The sequence below is a fragment of the Pseudomonas phenolilytica genome, from assembly GCF_021432765.1.
Classification (GTDB): Bacteria; Pseudomonadota; Gammaproteobacteria; order Pseudomonadales; family Pseudomonadaceae; genus Stutzerimonas; species Stutzerimonas phenolilytica.
Genome location: NZ_CP058908.1, coordinates 1,126,629 through 1,148,485 on the forward strand (window position 1 = coordinate 1,126,629; position 21,857 = coordinate 1,148,485).

Here is a 21,857-nt window from a genome sequence, read left to right on the forward strand (position 1 = left end):
AGAGACCGCACCAATGACCGTAAAGATCACCCAGCGCATCAAGGGCTTCAAGGTCGTCGACGAGACCCTCGAACGTCCCGCCGCGCCCGCGCCTGCCACCGATAGCAAGGCGGCCAAGCCCGTCAAGGTAGTGGAGATGGACGAGAGCCTGCAGCGTCCGGAAACCCTCATCGGCATGACCTACAAGATCAAGTCACCGTTGTTCGAGCACGCGCTGTACGTCACCGTGAACGACATCGTGCTCAACGCCGGTACGCCGCACGAGCAGCGCCGGCCGTTCGAGATCTTCATCAATTCGAAGAACATGGACCACTTCCAGTGGATCGTCGCGCTCACCCGGATCATGTCAGCGGTGTTCCGCAAGGGCGGCGACTGCACCTTCCTCGTCGAGGAGCTCAAGGCGGTTTTCGATCCGCGCGGCGGCTACCTGAAGAAGGGCGGCGTCTACATGCCGTCCATCGTCGCCGAGATCGGCGCGGTGCTGGAGCGCCATCTGATCGCCATCGGCATGATGGAAGGCCAGGCGCTGGACGAAACCCAGCTCAAGTACCTGGCGGAGAAGCGTGCCGCCTACGAGGCCAGCCAGGGCGCGGTGGCGGTCGAGCCGGGCGAGGGTTTCCCGGCGGGCGCGCAGTTGTGCAACAAGTGCAATACCCAGGCGGTGGTGCAGATGGACGGTTGCGCCACGTGCCTCAACTGCGGCCATTCCAAGTGCGGCTGAGTTCGCCGGCCGAACGCTGCGCCTGACAAAAAAAGCCCGGGGTCGATGCCCCGGGCTTTTTGTTGGTGTGGCGCTCAGCTCACCACGTTGTAGCACGGCTCGTAGGCCGCGCTGCCGGGCAGCTTCATGCGATGCTGCTCGACAAAGGCCTGCAGCAACTCGTCCAGCGGCTGCATGATGCAGGCGTCGCCGTGAATCTGGTAGCGGCCGTGCTGTTCGATGCGGCGAATGCCCTTGTCCTTGACGTTGCCGGCGACGATGCCGGAAAACGCGCGGCGCAGGTTGGCGGCCAGCTCGTGGGGCGGCAGCGCGCGGCGCAGCTGCAGGCTGGCCATCGCTTCGTGGGTAGGGTCGAACGGGTGCTGGAAGCTCTCGTCGATCTTCAGCAGCCAGTTGAAATGGAAGGCATCGTTGCGCTCGCGGCGGAAGCGGCGCACCTCATGCATGCCGGCGACCATCAACCGCGCCACTTCGCTCGGATCGTCGATCACCACCTGGTAACGGCTCTGCGCCTGCTCGCCGAGGGTGGCGCCGACGAATGCGTGCAGCTGTTGCAAGTACGGCGCCGCCTCGCGCGGGCCGGTGAGTACGACGGGGAAGGGCAGCTCGCGGTTGGCCGGATGCAGCAGGATGCCGAGCAGGTAGAGAAATTCTTCGGCGGTGCCGACGCCGCCGGGGAAGATGATGATGCCGTGGCCGACGCGCACGAAGGCTTCCAGGCGCTTCTCGATGTCCGGCAAGATCACCAGCTCGTTGACGATCGGGTTCGGCGCCTCGGCGGCGATGATGCCCGGTTCGGTGAGGCCGACGAAGCGGCTGCCGGTCAGGCGCTGCTTGGCATGGCCGATTGCCGCGCCCTTCATCGGGCCTTTCATCACGCCCGGCCCGCAGCCGGTGCAGACGTGCAGACTGCGCAGGCCCAGCTCGTGGCCGACGCGCTTGCTGTATTTGTATTCCTCCAGGCTGATCGAGTGGCCGCCCCAGCACACCACCATGTTCGGCTCGACGCCCGGGCGCAGCGTGCGGGCGTTGCGCAGCAGGTGGAACACGTAGTCGGTGATGCCCTGCGAGGTGCTCAGGTCGATGCGGGCGTTGCCCAGCTCGCTCTCGGTGTAGACGATGTCGCGCAGCGCGCTGAACAGCATTTCACGGGTGCTGGCGATCATCTCGCCATCGACGAAGGCATCGGCCGGGGCGTTGAACAGCTCCAGGCGCACGCCGCGATCCTGCTGACGGATCTCTACCTCGAAGTCGGCATAGGCCTCGAGGATGGTCTTGGCGTTGTCGATGCGCGCGCCGGTATTGAGGATGGCCAATGCGCACTGGCGAAACAGCTTGTGCGCACGCCCGGCGCCGACTTCGCTCAGGTGCTGGACTTCGCGCTGCGAGAGGGTTTCCAGGCTGCCCTTGGGGCTGACCGAGGCGTTGATTACATGGCGTTGGGTCATTCGTCGTTCCCTGAAGGCGCTGCACCGAACGGCGATGCTCGGCCGCAGCGCAAGAGTGGGGCGCCGCTAGGCGCAAAAGAGCGGGCGGCCGGCGACGCTCAGCGTCGGTCCGGACCGCAGGTATCAGCGTTGCCGCTGGAAAAAGAGCGCCATCTTACCCGGGCGTGGCCCGATACTCGACCGCGCGGTCGCGTCGTCAGAAGGCAAAAGGTAGGACACTCGCCGGCTGCTGGCGTGCGACCAGCAGGCGATGAAATTCGCCCGGGTCCTTCACCTGCACGTCGGGAGTGCCCCCGAAGTGTTGTGCCGCGATCAGGCGCGACAGCCAGAAGCGCACGCAGGCGACACGCAGCATCGGCTGCCACAGCTCGGCTTCGGCCGGGGTGAAGCGGCGCAGCGCGGAATAGGCGGCCAGCAGCGGCTCGCTGCGTTCGGGATCGATCTCGCCATTGGGGTGCGAACACCAGTCGTTCACGGCGATGGCGAGGTCGTAGAGCATCGGCCCGGAGCAGGCGTTGTAGAAGTCGATCACCCCGGTCAGGTGGCTGCCTTCGAACAGCACGTTGTCGCGGAACAGGTCGGCATGCAGGTTGGCACGCGGCAGGGCGAGGAGCTTGGGGCGCAGCTCGGCGATTTCCGCCAGGCCATCGCGCAGCAGCGGCAGTTGGTTCTCGGGCAGGTTCAGCGCCAGGCTCGGGCCTTGTTCCTGCATCCAGTCCAGCCCGCGGTCGCTGGCGCGCTCGAGAATCTGCTCGCGGGTCGCCAGATGCAGGCGTGCCAGCAGGCGGCCGACCTCTGCGCAGTGATGCGGGTTGGGCTCGATCACATGCCTGCCGGCCAGGCGCGGCTGCAGCAGCGCGGGCTTGCCGGCCAGCTCGCGCAGCGCTTTGCCGTCTTCGCTGTGCAGGGCGTAGGGCACCGGCAGACCGGCGTGGTGCAGGCGCTCGAGCAGCTCGATGAAGAACGGCAGATCCTGCGTCGGGCCGCGCTCGATCAGCGTCAGCACGTATTCGCCCTGCTCGAGACTGACGAAGAAGTTGCTGTTCTCGCTGCCGGCGGCGATCCCCTGGAAGTCACGCAGCCGGCCGAGCCGGTACGGCGCCAGAAAGGCTTCCAGCTCGTCGCGCTGCAGGGGGGTGAATACCGACATGTCAGGCCTCCCGACGGCTTACCAGCTGAAGATCTTCCAGGCGGGAATCAGCATATCCGGCTGGTCGGCGCGCACGAAATTGCCGTCGTTGCCGTCGGCGCGCACCAGGAAGTACGGCTTGCCATGCTTGGGCGTCACCTTGACCGCATAGAGGAAGCCGTTGACGCGGTACTCCTCGACGGTGCGGTCACCCTCCTGGCGGATGGTCACGTCCGGCTCGCCGTCGACCGACTCCTGGGCAAAACCGGTCAGAGGCACGCACGCCAGCAGGGCGGCCAGCATCAGGGGTTTGAGAGCGCGCATGATAACCTTGTCCCTTTGTCGATAAGTGGTCCTGTGCATTCTAGCGCCGGGCCCGCCGAAAAGGTTATTCCGCTCATGAGCCAAGCGCCTCTCGTCCTGGTGGACGGTTCGTCCTACCTCTATCGCGCCTTCCATGCGCTGCCGCCGCTGACCACCTCCACCGGCAAACCGACCGGCGCGGTGAAAGGCGTGCTGAACATGCTGCTGGCGTTGCGCAAGCAGTACCCGGACAGCCCGTTCGCCGTGGTCTTCGACGCCAAGGGGCCGACCTTCCGCGACGAACTGTTCGAGCACTACAAATCCCACCGCCCGCCGATGCCGGATGACTTGCGGGTGCAGATCGAACCGCTGCATGCGGCCGTGCGCGCCCTTGGCCTGCCGCTGCTGAACGTCGATGGCGTCGAGGCCGACGACGTGATCGGCACCCTGGCCCGGCAATGCGCGGCGCTCGGTCGCGACGTGGTGATCTCCACCGGCGACAAGGACATGGCGCAGCTGGTCTGCCCGCATGTCACCCTGGTCAACACCATGACCGGCAGCGTCTACGACATCGAGGGTGTGAAGACCAAGTTCGGCGTCGGCCCGGAGCTGATCATCGATTTCCTCGCGCTGATGGGCGACAAGGTCGACAACATTCCCGGCGTGCCGGGCGTGGGCGAGAAGACCGCCTGCGGGCTGCTCAATGGTATCGAGGGCGGCTTGAAGGGCCTCTACGACAACCTCGATCAGGTCGCGGCGCTGCCGATTCGCGGTGCCAAGACGCTGGGCGCCAAGCTCGCCGAGCATCGCGATGCGGCGTTCATGTCCTACGAACTGGCGACGATCAAGCTCGACGTCGCGCTGGACGTCGAGGTCTGCGACCTGATGCCCGGCGAGCCACACCGCGAGGCGCTGATCGCGCTGTATCGCGAACTGGAATTCAAGAACTGGCTCGACGACCTGCTGCGCGAGGCCAAGGCCGCGGGCGAGAACTGCGAGGTGGCGCCGGAGAACTGCTCGATCCAGGCCGAAGCCGACTACGAGACGCTGCTTGAGCAGGCCGACTTCGATCGCTGGCTGGCGCGCCTGCGAACCGCCAGCTGCTTCGCCTTCGATACCGAAACCACCAGCATCGACGCCCAGCGTGCCGAGCTGGTTGGGCTGTCGTTCGCCATCGAGGCCGGCAAGGCGGCCTACGTGCCGCTGTGCCATAGCTATATGGGCGTGCCGCAGCAGCTCGAGCGCGACGCCGTGCTCGCTGCGCTCAAGCCGCTGCTGGAAGACCCGGCGAAACCGAAAATCTGCCAGCACGGCAAGTACGACATGAACGTGCTGATGCACTACGGCGTCGAGATGCGCGGCATGGCCTTCGACACCATGCTCGAATCCTATGTGCTGGACGCCACCGCCACCCGCCACGACATGGACAGCCTGGCGCTCAAGTACCTCGGCCGCGGCACCATCCGCTTCGAGGACATTGCCGGCAAAGGCGCCAAGCAGCTGACCTTCGACCAGATCGCCATCGAGCAGGCCGGCCCCTATGCCGCCGAGGATGCCGACGTCACCCTGCGCCTGCACCAGACCCTGCTCGGCAAGCTGGAGCAGACGCCGTCGCTGCTCAAGGTGCTGACCGAGATCGAGATGCCGCTGGTGCCGGTGCTGGCGCGCATCGAGCGCAACGGCGCGCTGGTCGATGCGCAGCTGCTCGGCCAGCAGAGCGTCGAACTCGGCGAGAAGATGGTCGAGCTGGAGCGCGAAGCCTTCGCCATCGCCGGCGAGGAGTTCAACCTCGGCTCGCCCAAGCAGCTCTGCGCGATCCTCTATGACAAGCTCGGTTGCCCGGTGCTGTCCAAGACCGCCGGCGGCCAGCCGTCCACCGCCGAAAGCGTGCTGGCCGAGCTGGCCGAGCAGGACTACCCGCTGCCCAAGGTGATCATGCAGCACCGCAGCCTGAGCAAGCTCAAGGGCACCTACACCGACAAGCTGCCGCAGCAGATCAACCCGCGCACCGGGCGCATCCATACCAGCTACCACCAGGCGGTCACTGCGACCGGGCGGTTGTCGTCCTCCGACCCGAACCTGCAGAACATCCCGATCCGCACCGCGGAGGGCCGGCGCATCCGTCAGGCCTTCATCGCGGCGCCCGGCTACCGGCTGCTGGCGGCGGACTACTCGCAGATCGAATTGCGCATCATGGCCCACCTGGCCCAGGATGCCGGCCTGCTGGATGCGTTCCGCAACGGCCTGGACGTGCACCGCGCCACTGCCGCGGAGGTGTTCGGCGTGCCGCTGGAGCAGGTCAGCAGCGACCAGCGGCGCAGCGCCAAGGCGATCAACTTCGGCCTGATCTACGGCATGAGCGCCTTCGGCCTGGCCAAGCAGATCGGCGTCGGCCGCAAGGAGGCGCAGGAGTACATCGACCGCTATTTCGCCCGCTACCCCGGTGTGCTCGCCTATATGGAACGCACCCGCGCCCAGGCCGCCGAGCAGGGCTTCGTCGAGACGCTGTTCGGCCGACGCCTGTACCTGCCGGAAATCCACTCGAAGAACGGCGCCATGCGCAAGGCAGCCGAACGCACTGCGATCAACGCGCCGATGCAGGGCACCGCGGCGGACATCATCAAGCGCGCGATGGTCGCCGTCGACGCCTGGCTGCAGGACTCGGGGCTGGACGCGCGCATCATCCTGCAGGTTCACGACGAACTGGTACTTGAGGTCCGCGAGGATCAGGTCGAGACGTTGCGCGAGCGCATCGGCCCGCTGATGAGCGCGGCCGCCGATCTGGACGTGCCGCTGCTGGTCGAGGCGGGCGTCGGCGCCAACTGGGACGAGGCGCATTGAGTTTTTTTCGCGGCCCGTGGAACCAATTGCGGAACCCGATGGTCAATGCATGCGAAGGGTGTAAAAGCCCTTCAATGCTCCTTGTTGTGTTAAGTGTTGGCAGATCTCTGGACCCCGCCCTAGCGGTCCGGATTTGGACCTCGAACTTCCCCCTCCCCCAATGAAGTTCGAGGTTTTTTTTGCCTTGAAAAAACCTTCGCATCGTCATTCATCTGCGCAAGAAGTGGCGCACTCCTCTGTGGATAACTCTGTGGAAAGGCCTGTGTAGCGCTTGCGGCACCATGCGTGCGAGTAGTTGCGCAAGGTTTTCTGCCGGCTGTGCCAGATCTTGCGCAGTTTTTCGTGATGCGCTTCCACAAAGGAGCGAAACGTTCTGCTGATATTTTTATAACTGATTGAATTTAAAGTTATTTACAGATTTGGCATGGCGTTTGTACCAAGGGGAATTGCCAACTACGGCATTTCATTCAGCAAGGAGAGCACCCATGCCAACACCCGCGTACCTGTCCCTGGAAGGCACCAAGCAAGGCCTGATCACTGCCGGCACCTTCACCGAGGACTCGGTGGGTAACATTTTCCAGGAAGGCCACGAAGATCAGATTCTGGTCCAGGCTTTCCAGCACCAGGTCATCATTCCGCGTGACCCGCAGTCGGGCCAGCCGACCGGACAGCGCGTGCACAAGCCGCTGATGATCACCAAGGTGTTCGACAAGTCGTCGCCGCTGATCTTCAACGCCCTGACTTCCGGCGAGCGCCTGAACAAGTGCCGTCTGGAGTGGTACCGCACCTCGTCTACCGGCACCCAGGAACACTACTTCACCATCGAACTGGAAGACGCGGTGATCGTCGACGTGCAGTCGCGCATGCCCAACTGCCAGGACCCGAACATGTCGCACTTCACCCATCTGGAAGACGTGTACTTCACCTACCGCAAGATCGTCTGGACCCACGAAGTTTCCGGCACCTCCGGCTCCGACGACTGGCGCACCCCGATCGCCGGCTGATTCGCCGCGGTCCCGCTTCGGCCAGGCTCGCCTGGCCGAACGTCTTTTTGCGAAGCACCGAACAGAATCCGACGTTGCCGTTGCGGAATGCGTAAGGCGCGCGTTGCCGAGCGGCCGGTCTGTGCTACATCGACGCTCCGCAGCGCCCCTGCGCCGATACATGGACTGAACAGGAGGAACATGGATGTTCGCCCCAGCCAACCAGGCCCATTTCAGCCTCACGTTTGACGGTTTCGCGCACGACTTCAAGGTGCTCGAATTCCAAGGCCGCGAGGCCATCAGTCAGCCCTATCGCTTCGAGCTGGAGCTGGTCAGCGAACGCCCCGATCTGGAGCTGGAAAGCCTACTGCACCGCCCGGCCTTTCTCGCCTTCGCTCCGGCTGGCAGCGGCATTCACGGCTTGGTATATCAGGCCGGCCAGGGTGAATCCGGCAAACGTCTGACCCGCTATCGGTTGACGCTCGTGCCGCAGCTGGCCTACCTGGCCCATCGCACCAACCAGCGCATCTTCCAGCATCTGAGCGTGCCGCATATCGTTGCCAAAGTGCTCGAGGAACACGGCATTCAGGCCGACGCCTATCGCTTCCAGCTCGGTCCGGTGATCTACCCGCCGCGCGAGTACTGCGTGCAATACGATGAATCTGACCTGCACTTCATCCAACGCCTGTGCGAGGAGGAGGGTATCCACTATCACTTCCAGCACAGCGCAGATGGACATGTGCTGGTGTTCGGCGACGATCAGACGGTCTTTCACAAGCTCGCCACAACTGCCTATCAGCAGGACAGCGGTCTGGTCGCCGACCAGCCGGTGATCAAGCGCTTTGGCCTGCGTCTGGAAACCCGCACCAGTCGCGTCACGCGCCGCGATTACGACTTTGAGAAGCCGCGTCTGACCATGGAGGCCGCTTTCCATAGCGACTTCCAACCCGCTCTCGAGGACTATGACTACCCAGGCCGCTTCACCGAGCGCGCCCGCGGCAAGCACCTGTCGCAACGCGCCTTGGAGCGCCACCGCCACGATTACGAACTGGCCGAAGGCGAAAGCGACCAGCCGAGGCTGGTGAGCGGGCATTTCCTCCCGCTCACCGAACACCCCTGCAACGACTGGAACCAGCTCTGGCTGCTTAACGAAGTGCTGCACGAAGGCAAGCAGCCGCAGGTGCTGGAGGAGTCGGTCACCAGTGATGTCGATAGCGGTGACGGTTTCGTCCAGGGCTACCGCAACCGCTTCAGCGCCACGCCCTGGGACATCCCCTTCCGCCCGGCCCTTCGCCATCCGAAACCCAGGATCCTCGGCAGCCAGACCGCCGAGGTCACCGGCCCGGTAGGGGAAGAAATCCACTGCGACGAGTATGGCCGCGTGAAGGTCCAGTTCCACTGGGACCGCCACGGCCAGGCCGACGACAAGACCAGCTGCTGGCTGCGCGTCAGCTCCAGCTGGGCCGGCGACCGCTACGGCGGTATCGCCATCCCGCGGGTCGGCATGGAAGTGCTGGTGACTTTCCTCGAAGGCGATCCCGATCAACCGCTGGTGACCGGCTGCCTGTACCACAAGGAGCATCAGGTCCCCTACGACCTGCCGGCCAACAAGACGCGCACGGTGTTCAAGACCCTGAGCAGCCCGGGCGGTGGCGGCTACAACGAACTGCGCATCGAAGACCGCAAGGGCACCGAGCAGATCTACCTCCACGCCCAGCGCGACTGGGACGAGAACATCGAGCAAGACCAGAAGATCCGCGTCGGCCACGAGCGCCACGACACCGTGGAGGCCAACAGCTACAGCGAATTCCGCGCCGAAGAACACCGCACCACCCACGCCGACCGCAAGAGCGAAGTCCGCGTCAGCGACCATCTGACCGTGGGCAACAGCCAGCACCTGAAGATCGGCAGCGGCCAGTTTGTCGAAGCGGGCCAGGAAATTCACCTCTCTAGCGGCCTGAAAGTCGTCCTGGAGGCTGGCAGCGAACTCACCTTCAAGGCAGGCGGCAGCTTCGTGAAGCTCGACGCAGGGGGCGTGACGTTGGTGGGGCCAGTGGTCAGGGTGAATTCGGGCGGTACGTCGGGGAGCGGGGCGGGCGCGGCGCCGATATCACCTGACTTGCCCAAACCAGCAGATACCGCGCCGGTGGGCGAGAAAACCGGTACTGCCACCACCAACCTACCGTCTCTACTTTCAGAAAAGGGGGGCAAGGGGTCGCAGCAACTGATCGTGGACGTATGGGGTGACCCGGAGCAAGGCGGGCAAGTCAAGTTGCTCGACCCGGAGGAAGGCGCATGAGCGAATTGATGGATCACCCCATTGATCAGGGCGTTCGCAAACGAACCCAGTATGACGACGCTCAACGCAAGAGACTCGCACTGAGCATCGAGCGGGAGGACGGTGGTGAGTTTTCGTTGCCCATTGCCGTGGACATGCGCAGCCATGATGAAGAAGAGAACATTCAGCAGAACACGCTTCTGGCGGTAATGCCGCTGGCCAGACTTCCGGGTCACAACGCCTATAACGAAACCCCCAAGGGAGCGCTCCCGCGCTCTGGTCGTATCTACGTATTTCAGAGCGGCAAGCTCTGGCGCGAAGTGCTATGCGACGGCCAAGGCAACATGAAGGATGTCGATCTTGCTCATTGGCGCAAGCAGGCCGAGAACAAGGCTCCTGCCGATGATCGTCGATCCGTTGGCAAGCAACAGCAGATTCTGTTGATCCCGATACTGGTACAGGGACAATCCGTCGCCAATAACTACCTGATGGCCTACAGCGAAAAGCCCTGGACGTGGGAATACATCCAATGGCTGGAGGCTGACCAGAACAGAGTCAAGAGCCGTGCGCAGAATGTGGGGTTCGCTTGGTCAGCGGCCGTCGTCGGCCAAGGACAATGGCGCCCGACGCAAGCGATGCCGGCAGTCGTGATCGGTGTCCAGACAGAGGGCTACAGGCCACGGGATTTCAGTATCGAAAGTTTGCTGGGTGACCCCTCCCTGTTCACGCCCAGCCTTGGCAGTCTCCCATCGTACGAAATGAGCAGCCGCATGCAGATGCGCCTGGAGGAGCTTGCTGCCGCGACACAGAGCCAACCCCCGCAGCCGCTGCCAACATTGGAGGCCGGCAAGGATGTGCTTGTAGACCGCAATCTGCGCTCCTATCCCAGGCTGGTCGGGCTCATGCTCGATGATCCTCTGTTCGCGCTCAGACACGCCTGCGCGCAAGCACGCCTGGCGGAATCCTACCTGCTTACCCTCAATGCATTGGTGCCGCATCGTCCGAATGGCCAATATGCCCATGCGCTATACAGTTCGGTCATGCAGAGCCCGAACAGCCCGCTGGGTAAGCTCAAGACACACCTTCATCTTGAACAGCTTCAGGACACCGTGTTCGACGGGGAGCGCAAGGTGGCCCGAAACCATCTTGCCTCGCAACTTCAGCGCCTCACCGATCTGTTATCGGATGTGCCGCTGGCTGCAAGTCTGTGGGATTGGCAATACACGCACGATGAACGCCTGCTGGAACCCTATCTACTGTTCAGCGATATATTCACCACGCTGGGGAAACTGCCGGAGCACATAGATGCCTTAGCCCAAGCGGGCAGCAGCAACGCCTTGCAAGGCCGCATCGCTCAACTGAGTGATCGACTCCTGAGCGGACGTCACCCCATTACCCAGCCATTTTTGGCAAAAGCGGATGGCGCGCTGCCTGAGCCCGTGAACCGACTTGTCGCCCTGGCTGCGAAGAAGCGTGAACCCGACCCGCAACGTCTGGGCATGAGCAGCCTTCTGCACGTTGCCAACATCGATCCGCAGGATGCGGACAAGGGGTTGATCTACAAGAACCTGCACTCGCTGATCGATGATTTCACGACCACCTTCTCCATGGCCGTGCTGACCCAGATTCAGCGTCTGAATGCCGCCGATGTAACGGTAGCGATTCGGTTCAACCGCCTATTCGGGCCGACGCTCGGTGTGCTCGATAAGCTCTCCCCTAGCTGGCACGGTATACAGCTGGTCACCGAGTCACAGGCTCAGGCTGCGAACCTCAGGATTCTGGGTATTCAAGGAGAAGGCCTTAGAAATGGCCTGACCGTTTCCGAGCGTGCGGCGATCACTCGCAAGAACTATCTATATCTGAACATCAACAACCCTCAGGGACAGGTCGTCGCTTCCACCAGCCCTCGCCAGGTAGGCCATGGACTGCCAAATCATGGCTCAGGAGTAATCATTGCGGCGCCTGCCGATCACCCGGAAGTGGCCAAGTACAGTGCCTGGAAACATGCGGTTGCCAACAAACTCGATACTGCTGCGCGGTCGCCCTCTATGCCACTGGTTGCAGTGGCTTGCGCCATGTACAACCTGAATGTGCAGGTTGAGGGGATGAAGAGTTTGCAAAGGGAAGTGGGGGATGGCCGACGCCGCTATGTGGCAGGTTATGCATCAGCAGCAGCAGATCTTATGGTTGCCTCGGGAAATCTTTCCAAATTTGTTCTTGGCGGCGAACACCAGCTCGTGACATTGCTAAATAAGCCTCGTGTCGACGTTTATAGGTTTTCCACCCGCTGGGCCATAAATCTGACCGAGCAAACGGGCAACCCGCGGTTGCCCATACTGCGTGCTCTTTCGGGCGGGGCCATGCTTGTGACAACGCTGATTACCGTCTGGGACGCCAAGCGCGCCTGGAACCAGGGTGATCGCGATGCCGCTTTGGTCTATGGCGTAGCGGCTGCAGGTGGCGCAGCCTGGACGGCCTACGCCTTGGGTATGTGCATCAACCCTGTGGTGCTGGTAGCAGGAGCGATGCTATTCATAGGCGGCAACATTGTGGCGGGCTGGCTGGTCGACAGCGATATCGAGGCCCTAATGAAGAACGGTCCATTTGGCAGGGATCATGGCCAGACAAGCATGCTCGACAAGGTATTCGGTGACGACCAGCGCTTTGCCCATCTCAGCGATCCGAAAGTTGCCTACCAGCAACTGATCGGCATTCTCGGCAGGCCCGTGATTCAGGTCAGCCGCCTAGGTGATTGGCTCGACCAAGCACCCCGTAGCGTGCGCTCTCGCCTCGGCACCCTCAACGGGCAACGGGCCCCACTGAACACCGGTTTGGAATGCCGCCGCGCATCGGCGCAACCTTTCGAGCGTGAAGACTGGGCGGTACGTGTCCATTCGCCGCTGCTAGGAATGTTCGATGCCCAGCATTTTCAGTTCTACGCCAGGGAAGAAGTGGCGGCCCTCCCATTCACGGGAGTCTTCAACGTAGAACGCCTTGAGCAACGTACGATCAACGAGGCGAAGTTGACGGGACACCCTTTGGACAATACTTCGGTGCTCTATATTCTGCCGAAGCAGTTTCCCGTGATGACTCAAACGCCATTGCAACGTCACGCTCAGAAAATCACCCAGCGCCTCAAGGTTTTTGGCCAGTTCCGTCTCGCCAAGGCGCCCGACCGATCCGATGAATTGGTGCTGCCACAACCCAGTCCGAAAACCTGGCGTCCCTATCAGCCCGCCTTTTCTCGACCGCCCGCTCCGAACACTCAACCTGATGATGCACCTTACTGGCAGGTTGAAATCCAGGAATTCAAGGTATGACGATTAAAACTTACGGCCCTGCTGCCTATTGCGGCCAAACATTGCCCTCACTACCGCCACCTATTCGCGATAAGCAAGGCCTGTTCGACACCGCCTTGAAATGGGGGCATTACGCCAATCTGGACTCGATATCCGAAATCGAAGGTCAGCTTATGGGAGAGGCCCATCTGACTTATGAGCGGCAAGCAAAGGAGAAACGTAAACAACATATTTATTGCGATGCAGAGCGTTGGAACTTCGAAAATAGTGGCAAACTATTGAGTTTTTTATTTGTATCGAGACTTTGTTGTATAACTTTGTTTTTTTTTCCATGGGTTGTGGAAGTTTCGGTAATTTATGACTCCATGATCATTCCGATATTTGGAGTTGCCCTGATGTTTGTGAACTTGATTGTCTATAGTTCATCAAGGCCCTGGCTGGCCTATATACTTTGGGGGGCGCTAACAATAATCACCGCTGGAAGTATTGCCTGGGATCAAGGTGCACTCTGGGGTTTCTGGAGTGAACAAACCGCATTCTGGTTTGGAGCGGTTCTGCTGTTCATGGCAGCTATCGGTGTCGACCTGCTGATCGGCCTGTACTCTTTGATCTACACCCACGACGGCAGCGGCTTCAACCGGCGCGACGGCATGCTGCGCATCGGCAGGCGCTTCCGCTCTCCCTTCGTCGCGCCCTTCTACGAGTTCGATCCGGTCATGCAGCTGCAGGTCACACCCCATGGCGGGCATGATTACGTGCTCTGGCTGCATCACCGCTACACCGACACCAAGGTCTGCTTGGGCATGAAGATGCATAGCCTCGGGCTCGACAAAGCCAACCTCTACGCCTTCTGGGATACCCTGCAGCGCTATATGGACGTCGAGCAACCGCTGCCTGACCTGCCGGTGCTGGAGCAAAGTCGCCACCTCGACCCGGTTACTGCTGCCCATGATGCCGCCATCGGCCGCCCTGAGCGCTACTGGCGCGACCGTACACTCGAAGGCTGGAAGCGCAACTCCGCTTCCAGGGCGTTGCGGGAGAAGCTGGCCAGCCACCCTTGGCAGCAACACCCCTGCACCCTGCGCGCCAGAATCGACGCAAGCCTTGGCATTGAGGACTACTACCGCAGCCAGCGGGCCAGGGGCATCCATGCCGCCCGTAAGGGCGGCGACGATGCTGTGGCTCTCCAAGGTTAGCTTGGTGCAGCGCCTAGATGGCATGGGCTCAGCGCAGCAGCTGTAGGGGCCTCACGGCAATTCCAACCCACCTCCAGCCTTGTGCAGCCCGCGCAGGTGCTCCCCGATCTGCGTCAGGTTGGCTTCGATCGCTTCCAGTTCCTTCCGCCGCTCGTCTCCGAGCAGTACGCGCACTTCGCGGTCGAGTTCTTCGCTTAGCTCATTCAGGCGCAGCTGGCGCTGTTCGCTCTCGCGCTCCAGGCGGCGCCACTCGCTGGCTTGTGGCAGGCCGTAGCCGTCGCCGTCGAGCAGTTCGGCCGGGCGGCTGAGGTAGCCGCTGCTGGCGAGGATTTCCTGCAGCGCGCCGTCAGCCTTGTCGAGCCGGGCGTCCTGACCGCGACCACCGAGGTAGCGGTTCTTCAGTTCGTCCTGGGCCAGCAGCAACTGCTTGCGCAGGGCGGCCTGCTCGACCAGCAGCAGCGCGGCGGCGGCGCGCAGGTCGGCGCGTTCGATCCACGGCCGGCGCTTGGCCGCGTCGAGCTCCAGCCATTGTTCAACGCTGTCCTGCGGCAGGCCGAGGCGTTCCTTGAGTACGACGAACATCGCCTGATAGCGGTCGCGGTAGGAGTCGAAGCGATAGCCCAGGCGCAGCGCTTCGCGAGGATCGTCGAGCACGCTGGCGTCGGCGAGACCGCGGTGGATCAGCACCTCCAGCAGGCCGTTGGGCATGATGCTGTCCAGTGCGCGCAGCTCGTCGCGCGCGGTGCCGCCGCGCAGCAACTTGAGGGTTTCGACCGCACAATTGTTGGAGAGGAAGTAGTAGTCGCCGTCGTAGCTCCAGTGCAGCTCGGCGCTGCGCTCGACCAGCTGGCGAATCTCCTCGCGGCGCAGCTTCAGCGGTACCGAAGCGAGGCTGCGCAGCTCCACCTTGGTGTATTCGTCGATCACCTGGCCCAGCGGCAGGATGAACAGCCGCGAGGGGTAGGCGCCGGTCAGGCCATCCCAACTGGACAGCTGCACATCATCGACGAAGGCGCGGAAAGACAGCACCAGATGATGTTCCAGATCCAGCCGGCAATCCGGTCCGGGCGTGCGGCCGGGCGCGCAGATCACCAGACGTAGCATGCTGTGACCCCAGCGGCTGACCCAGGCGTCGTTGGCTTCGGCGAACAGGTAGTCGACCTCAAAGACCCGCGCCGGATCGAGCGTCAGCAACGGTGTGCGGCCGAAGTCTCGGCCGGCATTGAGAAACGGATAGCCCGGCGCGCAATCGGCCGTGGACGCCGGTGTCCAGCCGAAGTGCGCGCTGAAGTAGCGCTGCAGCGAGGGGCGGCGGCAGGCGTAGCTGGGGTCAAGCAGAAAATATTCGAGATTGACCGCGACAAACTCGCGCGGATTGCTCAGCTCGTAGCGATCCGGGCTGCGTGCGACCTGGGCGTTGGTCAGTTCGCGCGCGCCGCGGCGGCCGACCCGCTGCGGCCAGCCGGCGAGGTCGAGCAGGCGCGGTTCGTCGCTGAGGGTGAAGCGGCGCCGCTCCTGGCCACGGCAGTCGTCCGGCAGACCGACCGCGCCTAGACTGCCGACGCGCTGGCGGCACTGCGCCTGCAGAAGATGCTGGTCGGGCGACCACAGGCGGGCGCGATCGTAGAGGTGGGCGATTTCGTGGATGACGGTGGCGAGCAGTTCGCGGCGAACCGTGCCGTGCGTACGCCCGGTACGCTGGCTGGCGGCGGAGCCGTCGACGAGGGCCGGCAGCAGTCGTCGATTGAGTTCGAGGCGATCGCCACCGGCGCGACCGTAGGCTTGCGTTGGCAGCCCGTCCTGCCACACCACCTGCACGTCGCGATCCAGCCGCTGGAGCAGGCGCGGCGGCAGCGCGGCCAGCGCCTCGTCCAGCAGCGCCTGGCTGGCCTGGCGTTCGCTGGCCTGCAGGGCGGTGGCATCCAGCGTCAGACGCAGGTCGGCCTGGGCGGTGGCGGCCAGGCCCAGGCAGCTCGCCAGCAGCCAGGCGCGAATCACAGGGCGAGGATGGCTTCGGCCAGGGCCAGATCGCTGGCGTCGCGGGCCGCCGGGAATTCGCTGCGCAGCGAGCCGAGCGCGGCTTCCAGGCGGGCGCCGCGGATCTCGCCTTCGCTGGCGACGAAGCTGGCGGCCTCGTCGCGGGCTTCGACCACGACCTTCATGTCGCGGATCGAGGTGGTGGTGTCGGAGGTGAAATCGAGGCTGCGATCCAGCGCGCGCACCACGATGTTGCTGGTTGCCACCAGCGTCTGGGCCTGGGCGGCGCCGGCGCATAGCGCCAGGGCGAGGGGGAGGGCAATCGACAGTCTGTGCATGGTGCGAGTCTCATGGCTGGGGCGGGGCGATGCGCGATGACGGCATCGGGCGCCGGATCATTGAACGAGGATGGCCTCGGCCAGCTGCAGATCGCTGGCGGGCAGGCCGGGGTGCTGCTCGCGCAGCCAGTGCAGCGCCGCCTGCAGGCGCGCGCTGCGGATCTGGCCGCCACTGCCGACGAAGCTGGCAGCATCGTCGCGGGCGGCGGCGACCAGCTTGTTGTCGAACGGTGCACTGGTCAGCTGGCTGGCGACGAAGGTGGTCTTCGCGACGCCGGCGATGGTGGTGTCCAGTGCCAGCGCGGGGCCGGCGGCGCAGCAGGCGATGGCGAATACGAGGTGCAACGAACGCATGGGAACCCTGGCAGCAAAAAAACGGCGCCAAGGCTAGCGAAACGCCGGTCTCAGGGCCAGCGTCCGCCGCGTTCGCCTCACAGCGCGAGGATCGCCTCGGCCAGTTGCAGGTCGCTGGCGCCCAGTTGCGGTTGCTGTGCGCGGATGTGCAGCAGCGCGGCCTCCAGATGCGCACCGCGCAGCTCACCCTGGCTGGCGACGAAGCGCGCCGCGTCGTCGCGGGCATCCAGCACGAGCTTGTCGTCGCGCAGCGAGGAGGTCAGGTCGGAGGTCGCATCGACGGTGTTGATCAGACCGCCGACCACCATGTCGGTGGTGCCGGTGAAGCTGGCGGCCGAGGCGTTGCCGGCCAGCAGCAGGCCGGCGGCGCAGAAGGGGAGCAGGTAGCGGTGCATGACGAAGTCTCCAGATGTTCGCACTAGACCGTACCGCTTGCAGCATGTTCCGCCCCGCGGCCGGCTGGGCGCAGCATAGGCGCCCGGTCGCGGCCTGCAAAGCGGATCGTGCGATCCGCGTCTGGGCGTTCAGCGCCAGAACGGCCGGCGCAGCTCTTCCTGGCGTTCGCTGGGGCTGATGCCGGCATCCGCCAGCAGTCGGGCGTCCAGCTGTGCCAGCTGACGGCGGCTACGCGCGCGTTGCTGCCACAGCCGCAGCGTGTGCGGCAGGCGCGCAAGCCAGGCTACGGACGGGGTGATGATGACGAGGGTGCGAGGCGCGGCGCGGTCCATGAGGCCTCTCCTTCCCGGCTGGCGGGGGCTGATGTCTGGGGAGACAGGATGGCGCGCGTCACGCCGGTGCGGCAGCCACAGGGAAAGACAATTGTGCCGGTGCAGTCGCGGCGCGCGGCAAACTGTACCGCTGCCCGGTGGTGCAACTGTTCGTCGTGCGCTAATCGCGTCGTGGTCGCGCCACGGCGCCCGGGGTGGCGCCGAAGTGCAGGCGGAAGGCGGCGATGAAGGCCGAGGTGGAATCGTAGCCGCAGGCGAGCGCGACCTCGGTGACCGCCTCGCCCTGTTCCAGCAGCGGTAGCGCGCTGAGCAGGCGCAGGCGCTGGCGCCAGGCGCGGAAGCTGAGGCCGGTATCGCGCTGGAACCGGCGCGTCAGGGTCTTCTCCGACACCTGCAGGCGCTCGCTCCACTGCGCCAGGCCGAGCGGCAGGTCGGGCTGCGCGTAGAGCGCCTCGCAGAGCTGCCGCAGCCGCGCGTCGCCGGGCCATGGCAGCGAATAGCCGATCTCCGGTGCGGCGCGCAGCTGGTCCAGCAGCACCGCGGCCAGACGCCCGTCGGCGCCCTGCTCGTCGTACTCCACCGGCAGTTCGCCGAACGCGCGGATCAGCTCGCGCAGCAGCGGGCCGACCGCCAGCACCTGGCAATGCGGCGGCGCCCAGGACACGGCGCGGTAATCGATGTACAGGCTGCGCATTTCGGTACGTGGCGAACTCACCACCTCGTGCAGCAGCCCCGGCGGCACCAGGATGGCGCGCTGCGGCGGCGCGAGAAAACGGCGCCGCTCGGTGTGTACCCGCAACACGCCGCTGGTGGCGTAGGACAGCTGGGCCCACGGATGACTGTGGCGCGGCGTGGTGGTGCGCTCGGCCAGCGATTCACTGCGGGCGAATAGCGGGCGCGGCAGGGACGCCATCGTCGGGATGGGGCGTTGCGGCAGGATGGCCTGTCCGTTTGTCGACATTAGCTGGCTCGATGGCGTTAGTCGGATATCCGAGACGACAGTAGACTCGCGCTCAATCCGTCGCAAGTCACCGTCCTCAGGAGCACACATGGCCAGACCCCGCCTGTTACCGGACAACTTCACCCTTGCCCTGCTTGGCGCGGTGGCCCTCGCCACGTTGCTGCCGGCGCGCGGACAGGGCGTAGCGGTGTTCGAGTGGATCACCAACCTGGCCATCGGCCTGCTGTTCTTCATGCATGGCGCCAAGCTGTCGGGGCCGGCGATCCTCGCGGGACTGGGGCACTGGCGCCTGCACCTGCTGGTGTTCGGCTGCACCTTCGTGCTGTTCCCGTTGCTCGGCCTGGCGCTGCGCCCGCTGCTGACGCCGCTGATCGGCCCGGAGCTGTATCTGGGCATGCTCTACCTGTGCGCGCTGCCGGCCACGGTGCAATCGGCTATCGCCTTCACCTCGCTGGCGCGCGGCAACATTGCCGCGGCGGTGTGCAGCGCGGCGGCCTCCAGCCTGATCGGCATCTTCCTCACCCCGTTGCTGGTGCTGCTGCTGATGGGCGCGCAGGGCGATGGCGGCTCGACACTGGATGCCATCGGCAAGATCGTCGTGCAGCTGCTGCTGCCGTTCATCGCCGGGCAGTTCGCGCGGCGCTGGATCGGCGACTGGGTGGCGCGCAACAAGGGCTGGCTGAAGAACGTCGACCAGAGTTCGATCCTGCTGGTGGTCTACACCGCGTTCAGCCACGCGGTGGTCGAGGGCATCTGGCAGGAGGTGCCGCTGCCACAGCTGCTCGGCCTGGTGCTGGCCTGCTGCCTGTTGCTGGCGCTGGCGCTGGGTATCACCTGGCTGATCGCGCGCGGGCTGGGCTTCGATCTGGAGGACCGGATCACCATCCTCTTCGCCGGCTCCAAGAAGAGCATGGCGACTGGCATTCCGATGGCGCAGGTGCTGTTCGCCGGCGGCGCGCTGGGCACGCTGATCCTGCCGCTGATGCTGTTCCACCAGATCCAGCTGATGGTCTGCGCGGTGCTCGCTCAGCGTTATGCGGCGCGGCCGGAGTCGCCGCCGGTGGCGAAAGCTGTGTAGTTCGCCACCAATAGCTTGGAGATTCGTGACGGATACGCACAAATCATTTGCCCGTTCCAATCTGGGTGCGGTGCGCGGGGATGAGTAAACTGCGCGCCAATCCGTTCCCGAGGCCTCTCCATGAAGAAGATTCTGCTACTCAACGGCGGCAAGGCGTTCGCCCATTCGGCCGGCCGCTACAACGCCACGCTGCATCACGCCGCACTCGAAACCCTGACGGCGGCCGGCTTCGAGGTGCGCACCACCGAGATCGACGCCGGCTACGACGTGCAGCAGGAAGTCGAGAAGATTCTCTGGGCGGATGCGCTGATCTATCAGATGCCCGGCTGGTGGATGGGCGCGCCCTGGACGGTGAAGAAGTACCTGGACGAAGTGTTCACCGCCGGCCACGGCAGCCTCTACGCCAACGACGGTCGCACCCGCTCGGACGCGTCGCAGAAGTACGGCAGCGGCGGCCTGCTGCAGGGCAAGCGCTACATGATTTCCGCCACCTGGAACGCGCCGCAGCAGGCCTTCGACGACCCCAGCGACTTCTTTGCCGGCAAGGGCGTGGATGCGGTCTACCTGCCGTTCCACAAGGCCAACGAGTTTCTCGGCATGCAGGGCCTGCCAACCTTCCTCTGTGTCGACGTGATGAAGCGGCCGCAGGTTGAGGCGGATGTCGAGCGCTATCGGCGGCACCTGGGTGAGGTGTTCGGCTTCAGTGTCTGACCCTTCGCTACAGGCAAAGAAAAACCCCTCGCGGCATGGCCGGGAGGGGTTTTTTTCGTTTCAGCGCGAGGCGATCATTCCACGGCCTTGACCATGTCCTCGACCACCTTCTTGGCGTCGCCGAAGACCATCATGGTCTTGTCCATGTAGAACAGTTCGTTGTCCAGGCCCGCATAGCCGCTGGCCATTGAGCGCTTGTTGACGATGACGGTCTTGGCCTTGTACGCCTCGAGGATCGGCATGCCGGCGATCGGCGACTTCGGATCGGTCTTGGCCGCCGGGTTGACCACGTCGTTGGCGCCGAGCACCAGCACCACGTCGGCCTGGCCGAACTCGGAGTTGATGTCCTCCATCTCGAAGACCTGCTCGTAAGGCACCTCGGCTTCGGCCAGCAGCACGTTCATGTGCCCCGGCATGCGGCCGGCGACCGGGTGGATCGCGTACTTCACGGTCACGCCCATGTGCGTCAGCTTCTCGGCCAGTTCCATCAGCGCGTGCTGCGCGCGGGCCACCGCCAGGCCGTAGCCGGGCACGATGATCACGGTGTCGGCGTTGGTCAGCAGGAAGGCGGCATCATCGGCCGAACCGGACTTCACGTTGCGCTCCTGCTGCGCGCCCGCCGGGCCACCGGCATCGGCGTCGGCGCCAAAGCCGCCGAGGATCACGTTGAAGAACGAGCGGTTCATCGCCTTGCACATGATGTACGAGAGGATCGCGCCGCTCGAGCCCACCAGCGAGCCGGCGATGATCAGCATCGAGTTGTTCAGCGAGAAGCCGATACCGGCGGCCGCCCAGCCCGAGTAGCTGTTGAGCATCGACACCACCACCGGCATGTCCGCGCCGCCGATGGGGATGATGATCAGCACACCGATGACGAAGGCCAGCGCCACCAGGATGGCGAAGGCGGTCAGGTTGCCGGTGAAGGTGTAGACCAGACCCAGACCGACGATCGCCAGGCCCACGGCCAGGTTGACCATGTGCTGGCCCTTGAACACCACCGGAGCGCCCTGGAACAGGCGGAACTTGTACTTGCCGGACAGCTTGCCGAAGGCGATCACCGAACCGGAGAAGGTGATGGCACCGATGGCCGCGCCGAGGAACAGCTCCAGGCGGTTACCGGCCGGAATCGCGTAGCCCATGTGCTCGACGATGCCCAGCGACTGCGGCTCGACCACCGCGGCAATGGCGATGAACACCGCGGCCAGGCCGATCATGCTGTGCATGAAGGCGACCAGCTCGGGCATCTTGGTCATCTCGACGCGCTTGGCCATGATCGATCCGGCGGTGCCGCCGATCAGCAGGCCGACGATCACGTAGCCGATGCCGGCGGTGGCCAGCTCGCTGCCGAGCTTGAAGATCAGGCCGACCGTGGTCAGTACCGCCAGGCCCATGCCGATCATGCCGAACAGGTTGCCGCGGCGTGAGGTGGTCGGGTGGGAGAGGCCTTTCAGCGCCTGGATGAAGCACACCGAGGCGATGAGGTAGAGAACGGTGATGAGGTTCATGCTCATG

General features: G+C 64.2%; 18 protein-coding genes. 8 read left to right on the forward strand and 10 right to left on the reverse strand.

Going from position 1 to position 21,857, the window contains the following annotated elements; translation table 11 throughout:
• Positions 1-13 precede the first annotated feature (13 nt).
• On the forward strand, positions 14-721 hold the full coding sequence (locus HU825_RS05395; RefSeq protein WP_043294881.1) for a TSCPD domain-containing protein: 708 nt from the start codon (positions 14-16) through the stop codon (positions 719-721).
• A 74-nt stretch (positions 722-795) separates the two neighbouring features.
• Here HU825_RS05395 and ppnN read toward each other — a convergent pair whose 3' ends face one another.
• The 3 genes from ppnN to HU825_RS05410 all read right to left on the reverse strand — a co-directional run bounded on the left by ppnN (position 796) and on the right by HU825_RS05410 (position 3,622).
• Entirely contained in the window at positions 796-2,169 is a 1,374-nt protein-coding gene (gene ppnN, locus HU825_RS05400; protein ID WP_043294880.1) for a nucleotide 5'-monophosphate nucleosidase PpnN, read from the reverse strand.
• 196 nt (positions 2,170-2,365) lie between these two features.
• On the reverse strand, positions 2,366-3,319 hold the full coding sequence (locus HU825_RS05405) for a homoserine kinase (RefSeq protein ID WP_234303070.1): 954 nt from the start codon (positions 3,317-3,319) through the stop codon (positions 2,366-2,368).
• Between the two features lie 18 nt (positions 3,320-3,337).
• Positions 3,338-3,622 (reverse strand): DUF2782 domain-containing protein, encoded by a 285-nt coding sequence (locus tag HU825_RS05410; protein ID WP_008567973.1) that lies wholly within the window; start codon positions 3,620-3,622, stop codon positions 3,338-3,340.
• Between the two features lie 75 nt (positions 3,623-3,697).
• Between HU825_RS05410 and polA the strand changes: the two genes are divergently transcribed.
• From polA to HU825_RS18800, 5 genes are all read left to right on the forward strand, one after another.
• Positions 3,698-6,442, forward strand: a complete 2,745-nt coding sequence (gene polA, locus HU825_RS05415; RefSeq protein ID WP_043294877.1) for a DNA polymerase I — start codon at positions 3,698-3,700, stop codon at positions 6,440-6,442.
• Between the two features lie 485 nt (positions 6,443-6,927).
• The gene (locus HU825_RS05420) at positions 6,928-7,446 is read left to right on the forward strand and encodes an Hcp family type VI secretion system effector (protein ID WP_003286458.1); all 519 of its coding nucleotides are present in this window, start codon (positions 6,928-6,930) and stop codon (positions 7,444-7,446) included.
• Positions 7,447-7,630: 184 nt separating this feature from the next.
• Positions 7,631-9,724, forward strand: coding sequence for a type VI secretion system Vgr family protein (gene tssI, locus HU825_RS05425; protein ID WP_234303071.1), 2,094 nt, complete (start codon positions 7,631-7,633; stop codon positions 9,722-9,724).
• Positions 9,721-13,023 (forward strand): hypothetical protein, encoded by a 3,303-nt coding sequence (locus HU825_RS05430; protein WP_234303072.1) that lies wholly within the window; start codon positions 9,721-9,723, stop codon positions 13,021-13,023. Before tssI ends, HU825_RS05430 begins: the two co-directional genes overlap by 4 nt.
• 542 nt (positions 13,024-13,565) lie before the next feature.
• A complete protein-coding gene (locus HU825_RS18800; RefSeq protein ID WP_054094203.1) occupies positions 13,566-14,198 on the forward strand; it encodes a hypothetical protein in 633 nt (210 codons plus the stop codon).
• 51 nt (positions 14,199-14,249) lie between these two features.
• On the opposite strand, the gene HU825_RS05440 is transcribed toward HU825_RS18800, so the two are convergent.
• The 6 genes from HU825_RS05440 to HU825_RS05465 form a co-directional block, all read right to left on the reverse strand.
• Entirely contained in the window at positions 14,250-16,196 is a 1,947-nt protein-coding gene (locus HU825_RS05440) for a DUF7844 domain-containing protein (protein ID WP_234303074.1), read from the reverse strand.
• The gene (locus HU825_RS05445) at positions 16,193-16,513 is read right to left on the reverse strand and encodes a DUF2388 domain-containing protein (RefSeq protein ID WP_043294872.1); all 321 of its coding nucleotides are present in this window, start codon (positions 16,511-16,513) and stop codon (positions 16,193-16,195) included. Before HU825_RS05445 ends, HU825_RS05440 begins: the two co-directional genes overlap by 4 nt.
• Positions 16,514-16,570: 57 nt before the next feature.
• A complete protein-coding gene (locus HU825_RS05450; RefSeq protein WP_043294871.1) occupies positions 16,571-16,867 on the reverse strand; it encodes a DUF2388 domain-containing protein in 297 nt (98 codons plus the stop codon).
• A gap of 77 nt (positions 16,868-16,944) precedes the next feature.
• Complete coding sequence (locus HU825_RS05455; RefSeq protein WP_043294870.1) at positions 16,945-17,262, reverse strand: DUF2388 domain-containing protein; 318 nt, start codon at positions 17,260-17,262, stop codon at positions 16,945-16,947.
• Between the two features lie 129 nt (positions 17,263-17,391).
• Entirely contained in the window at positions 17,392-17,595 is a 204-nt protein-coding gene (locus HU825_RS05460) for a DUF1127 domain-containing protein (RefSeq protein WP_043294869.1), read from the reverse strand.
• A 160-nt stretch (positions 17,596-17,755) separates the two neighbouring features.
• Positions 17,756-18,556 carry an AraC family transcriptional regulator gene (locus HU825_RS05465; protein ID WP_077682405.1) on the reverse strand — a complete coding sequence of 267 codons (801 nt, stop codon included), beginning with the start codon at positions 18,554-18,556 and terminating at the stop codon, positions 17,756-17,758.
• 88 nt (positions 18,557-18,644) lie between these two features.
• On the opposite strand from HU825_RS05465, the gene HU825_RS05470 reads away from it, so the two are divergent.
• Together HU825_RS05470 and HU825_RS05475 are read left to right on the forward strand one after the other, a co-directional pair.
• Positions 18,645-19,634 (forward strand): bile acid:sodium symporter family protein, encoded by a 990-nt coding sequence (locus HU825_RS05470; RefSeq protein WP_077682406.1) that lies wholly within the window; start codon positions 18,645-18,647, stop codon positions 19,632-19,634.
• A gap of 120 nt (positions 19,635-19,754) precedes the next feature.
• Complete coding sequence (locus HU825_RS05475) at positions 19,755-20,345, forward strand: NADPH:quinone oxidoreductase MdaB (protein WP_054094198.1); 591 nt, start codon at positions 19,755-19,757, stop codon at positions 20,343-20,345.
• A 74-nt stretch (positions 20,346-20,419) separates the two neighbouring features.
• Here HU825_RS05475 and HU825_RS05480 read toward each other — a convergent pair whose 3' ends face one another.
• Positions 20,420-21,856, reverse strand: a complete 1,437-nt coding sequence (locus HU825_RS05480; RefSeq protein ID WP_234303075.1) for an NAD(P)(+) transhydrogenase (Re/Si-specific) subunit beta — start codon at positions 21,854-21,856, stop codon at positions 20,420-20,422.
• Position 21,857 lies beyond the last annotated feature (1 nt).

Coding starts and splice junctions, on each gene's coding strand:
- HU825_RS05395 (WP_043294881.1), top strand. CDS start 14: ATGACCGTAAAGATCACCCAGCGCATCAAGGGCTTCAAGGTCGTCGAC.
- ppnN (WP_043294880.1), bottom strand. CDS start 2,169: ATGACCCAACGCCATGTAATCAACGCCTCGGTCAGCCCCAAGGGCAGC.
- HU825_RS05405 (WP_234303070.1), bottom strand. CDS start 3,319: ATGTCGGTATTCACCCCCCTGCAGCGCGACGAGCTGGAAGCCTTTCTG.
- HU825_RS05410 (WP_008567973.1), bottom strand. CDS start 3,622: ATGCGCGCTCTCAAACCCCTGATGCTGGCCGCCCTGCTGGCGTGCGTG.
- polA (WP_043294877.1), top strand. CDS start 3,698: ATGAGCCAAGCGCCTCTCGTCCTGGTGGACGGTTCGTCCTACCTCTAT.
- HU825_RS05420 (WP_003286458.1), top strand. CDS start 6,928: ATGCCAACACCCGCGTACCTGTCCCTGGAAGGCACCAAGCAAGGCCTG.
- tssI (WP_234303071.1), top strand. CDS start 7,631: ATGTTCGCCCCAGCCAACCAGGCCCATTTCAGCCTCACGTTTGACGGT.
- HU825_RS05430 (WP_234303072.1), top strand. CDS start 9,721: ATGAGCGAATTGATGGATCACCCCATTGATCAGGGCGTTCGCAAACGA.
- HU825_RS18800 (WP_054094203.1), top strand. CDS start 13,566: ATGGCAGCTATCGGTGTCGACCTGCTGATCGGCCTGTACTCTTTGATC.
- HU825_RS05445 (WP_043294872.1), bottom strand. CDS start 16,513: ATGCACAGACTGTCGATTGCCCTCCCCCTCGCCCTGGCGCTATGCGCC.
- HU825_RS05450 (WP_043294871.1), bottom strand. CDS start 16,867: ATGCGTTCGTTGCACCTCGTATTCGCCATCGCCTGCTGCGCCGCCGGC.
- HU825_RS05455 (WP_043294870.1), bottom strand. CDS start 17,262: ATGCACCGCTACCTGCTCCCCTTCTGCGCCGCCGGCCTGCTGCTGGCC.
- HU825_RS05460 (WP_043294869.1), bottom strand. CDS start 17,595: ATGGACCGCGCCGCGCCTCGCACCCTCGTCATCATCACCCCGTCCGTA.
- HU825_RS05465 (WP_077682405.1), bottom strand. CDS start 18,556: ATGTCGACAAACGGACAGGCCATCCTGCCGCAACGCCCCATCCCGACG.
- HU825_RS05470 (WP_077682406.1), top strand. CDS start 18,645: ATGGCCAGACCCCGCCTGTTACCGGACAACTTCACCCTTGCCCTGCTT.
- HU825_RS05475 (WP_054094198.1), top strand. CDS start 19,755: ATGAAGAAGATTCTGCTACTCAACGGCGGCAAGGCGTTCGCCCATTCG.
- HU825_RS05480 (WP_234303075.1), bottom strand. CDS start 21,856: ATGAGCATGAACCTCATCACCGTTCTCTACCTCATCGCCTCGGTGTGC.